Consider the following 3,554-nt stretch of genomic DNA (forward strand, 5'->3'; position numbering starts at 1 on the left):
TATCGCTAATACTGAGAACTACTTTACTAAAACTGCTTTCATAAGGTCTGTACTTCAAACCGATGACGCTATTTACTCATAACCCGGAGTTATTAGCAAGGGCTATTTATAATTAATTTCGATAAGGACTGTTTCACCACAGCAACCAGTCGCTCCTTCAATCATTTTACCGCGCATTAACACATTGATTACTCGCGGGGAGCCGCCTAGAATGAGCGGCAAAAATTACCGGGATCGTTTTCATGTCATCGCTGTGGATAGTCACGCAATACGTGTATTTTATTGGCCTGTTGGTTTCGATGATTGTCACTTTTCTGGTCAGCCGCGATACCCTCCCCATCCGCCTGCTTAGCGCGCTGATCATCGGCCTGACCTGGCCACTCAGCCTGCCCGTGGTGCTGTTGTTTTCGCTGTTTTAGCGCCCCATCCCGCCAACGTTCAGCGGGATGAGTACAGTTTAGCGGTTAAAAATCATACCCCACGGTAGCGATAACTGAACGCCCCGCTCCCCAATAGCAGTAGCCAGTGCCATAGCAGCCAGCAACATATTCCCGGTCCGTCAGGTTATTGGCGTTCAGCTGCACATAAGCCCCTTTCAACGACGGTTCTACGCTGTCCAGATCCATGCGCACCGAAGCATCCAACAACGTGACAGAAGGAATACGCAGGGTATTCTCATTATCCGCCCACTGTTTGCCAATATAACGCACGCCAGCCCCCAGATTGATACCCAGCCCCGCCTTGTATTGCCCCCACAAAGAGGCCATCTGACTAGGTGCCAGGTAGGGTGTATTGCCATCGTTACCGTCAACGGCGTCTTTGAATTTCACTTTGTTGTAGCTGTAACCAGCAATGACGTTCAGGCGATCGCTCACCTGGCTACGGGCCTCCAGTTCAATCCCTTGTGAATGTACCTTACCGGCAGGCACATAGTAGCTGTCCTTCACCACGCGGTTGGCTACGTCATTCTGCGTCAGATCGTAGAGGGCAATGCTGTAGATCGAGCTGCTGCCAGGAGGCTGATACTTCAGCCCGGCCTCATATTGCTCGCTGGTGGTCGGTTTGAGCAGATGCCCCTCTTTATCGGCCAGGACCGCTGGCGTCACCGCTGAGCTGTAACTCATATACGGCGAGAAACCGCTGTCAAAGTGGTACAGCAAAGAGGCTCGGCCCGTAAAGTGGTCGTCAGTACGGGCATCGGTAGCATCGGTATTCAGCACGGTATTCTTGGTTTCCAAGCGGTCAACACGCCCGGAAAGATTGAGATACCAGTTGTCGAGGCTGACTTCATCCTGCAGATAGACGCCGGTCTGCTCATAACGCCGTTTAGAGTCGGTATGACTGAGAATAGTGATGTCTGGTCCGCCGGAAACGCCGGTGAATGGGTTCAACGGCGTGGCCGAACCAGACTTTTCCCACAGATTATTAGTAAAGCGCTGATAATCCAGCCCCAGCATCACCTTATGTTCCAACGCGCCAGTTGTGAACTCCGCCGCCAGTTGGTTATCCACGGCATAAGCATCCAACGACGTATTGGAGCCGCTGTACCAACGGTTCAACTCGCTGCGGTCGGCGTTCCAGCCAATCTGGTAAACCTGCTCCAGCTCCACGTTGGAATGGGTATAGCTGGCATTTTGGCGGAATGACCAGACGTCGTTAAAACTATGCGAGAAGTCATAACTGTAGATTTGCTGCCAACGCTTGAACACATTGCGGCTGCTTTCGCCGTCAAAAAATCCTCGGCCCAGCTTGTCCCCACTGGTGGTGTAAATGCTGCCGTCTGCCGGTACCGCGCTGTGGTAGCCACCGGAAGGATCTTTTTGCAGATTGGCCTGCAACAGTAATGAGGTATTTTCATCCGGTTGCCACAGCAGCGAAGGCGAAATCGCATAGCGCTCTTCACGTTGATGGTCATACATGGTGTCGCTGGTGCGGGTAATGCCGGTCAAACGGTATGCCCACTGTTCGTTCAGTGCCCCCGTCGAATCAAACGCGCCGCCTTTGGTATTGTTGTTACCCGCCATCACATTGACGTGGTTTTCACTGGCAAACTGCGGCCGTTTGCTGGTCATCGCCACCAGCCCGCCAGGGATGCTTTGCCCATACATCACAGAAGATGGGCCCTTAATCACGTCAATACGCTCCAGGAACCAAGGGTCGATCTGCAAGGCGTTATAACTGCCGCCGTCGCTAAGCAGGCGCAGGCCGTTCAGGAAGGTGTTATTGACGTCGCCACCGTGGAAACCGCGCAGAGCAATGGTGTCGTAACGCGTCGCGCCGCCAGAGAAGTTGGTGAATACGCCTGGGGTATATTTCAGCGCATCGTTAACCGTCAAAGCCCCTTGGTCACTCATCTGCTGACGCGTTACCACAGAGACGGATTGCGCGGTGAGCACCAGTGGTCGATCCGTTTTAGTGGCCCCCTGGCTGGTGCTGGCCTCATAGCCATGCGTCGCCGTTTCCGCCGTATCGGCGGGTTTGGCGGTTACCACGAGGGTATCTTCAGCAAAAGAGGTCAGAGGCAGGAAAATCGCTAACGAGCAGTAAAGATAACAACGACTGGCAGGAAAAAACGCAGGCATACCTGTATTCCCCATGGGATCCATTGAAATTGCACCGTAAAACTTACCGCGCTGACAACGCTGGCCAGTTTGGCGTACCGAGGTCACGGTGCTCTGATGTTGTTAGATAATAAATACTAATAACAATGATAATTATTATCTTTATCGTCAATGGATTCAAGCAGCAAAATGCACCCCGCCAAGGAGCGTTCCAGCCAGGTTTATCGGCTCATTGTTGGCACGTCATCATGGGATAACCCTCTTTTACTCAGGGGGTTATGCAACTTAGCCGTTTAGTTTCCATTTAGCTGCCAAATGCTATAAATCTCGAAAATTCAAGGAGAGCGCATGACTCAAACAGCAAATCCCATCTCAATCCCCTCTAGAAGACTGAAAGTCGTCTATGGCTGGTATGTTTATACGGTGTATGCGTTACTGATCTTTAATCTCTATCTGGCGGTGTACAACATTTTCGTTCGGCAACCCTTTGAAGCACCGGTAATTTCCATCGCTCATAGCCTGTTTATCGCTTTAATGCTCAGACAGATCCTGAAGAAAAGAGGAGGGTTCAGTTGGCTATTACTGCTCTACTTTATGACCATGCGCCTGTATTACGCCAATATTCTGCACGCTGAGTTCTCCCCCGCCAGCCTGAGCCTGGTTTGGGTAGTCATGACACTGTTGTTGGCTGGCACATTAACCGTCAGGCAATTCAACTGTACCAAGGAGCAACAGGAATGGTTGGCACTCTTTGGTTGGCGCCAGTGGGCCACGGTGGTCGGTATAACAGCGATATTGACGTTATTGTTCACCCACGACTATCTGGGGTGACGGATGACGGTGGGATGTGAGGTTCAGAGATATCCACCATGCGGCAGATTTTACTTAAGTTTTGCGCGTTTTCGCAGATTTTATCGGTAACGTAAACGCCAAAATAGCCTAATACCAGCAGATAGCCGATCATACATAGAATAAAAATAAGTGTTCTCAACG

At 51.2% G+C, this 3,554-nt stretch carries 4 protein-coding genes; 2 read left to right on the forward strand and 2 right to left on the reverse strand.

Annotation, left to right across the window (positions count from 1 at the left end; genetic code table 11):
* Positions 1 to 242: 242 nt before the first annotated feature.
* Positions 243 to 419 carry a GhoT/OrtT family toxin gene (locus ACLQ7H_RS18235; RefSeq protein WP_411753878.1) on the forward strand — a complete coding sequence of 59 codons (177 nt, stop codon included), beginning with the start codon at positions 243 to 245 and terminating at the stop codon, positions 417 to 419.
* 45 nt (positions 420 to 464) lie between these two features.
* Here ACLQ7H_RS18235 and ACLQ7H_RS18240 read toward each other — a convergent pair whose 3' ends face one another.
* Entirely contained in the window at positions 465 to 2,582 is a 2,118-nt protein-coding gene (locus tag ACLQ7H_RS18240; RefSeq protein WP_411753879.1) for a TonB-dependent siderophore receptor, read from the reverse strand.
* Positions 2,583 to 2,909: 327 nt separating this feature from the next.
* On the opposite strand from ACLQ7H_RS18240, the gene ACLQ7H_RS18245 reads away from it, so the two are divergent.
* Entirely contained in the window at positions 2,910 to 3,392 is a 483-nt protein-coding gene (locus ACLQ7H_RS18245; protein WP_411753880.1) for a hypothetical protein, read from the forward strand.
* Here the strand turns inward: ACLQ7H_RS18245 and ACLQ7H_RS18250 are convergent.
* A complete protein-coding gene (locus ACLQ7H_RS18250) occupies positions 3,370 to 3,552 on the reverse strand; it encodes a hypothetical protein (RefSeq protein WP_411753881.1) in 183 nt (60 codons plus the stop codon). The two genes, ACLQ7H_RS18245 and ACLQ7H_RS18250, sit on opposite strands and share 23 nt — an antisense overlap.
* Positions 3,553 to 3,554 lie beyond the last annotated feature (2 nt).

Origin of the sequence: Serratia sp. (in: enterobacteria) (genome assembly GCF_046715635.1) — a bacterium.
GTDB lineage: Bacteria > Pseudomonadota > Gammaproteobacteria > Enterobacterales > Enterobacteriaceae > Chania.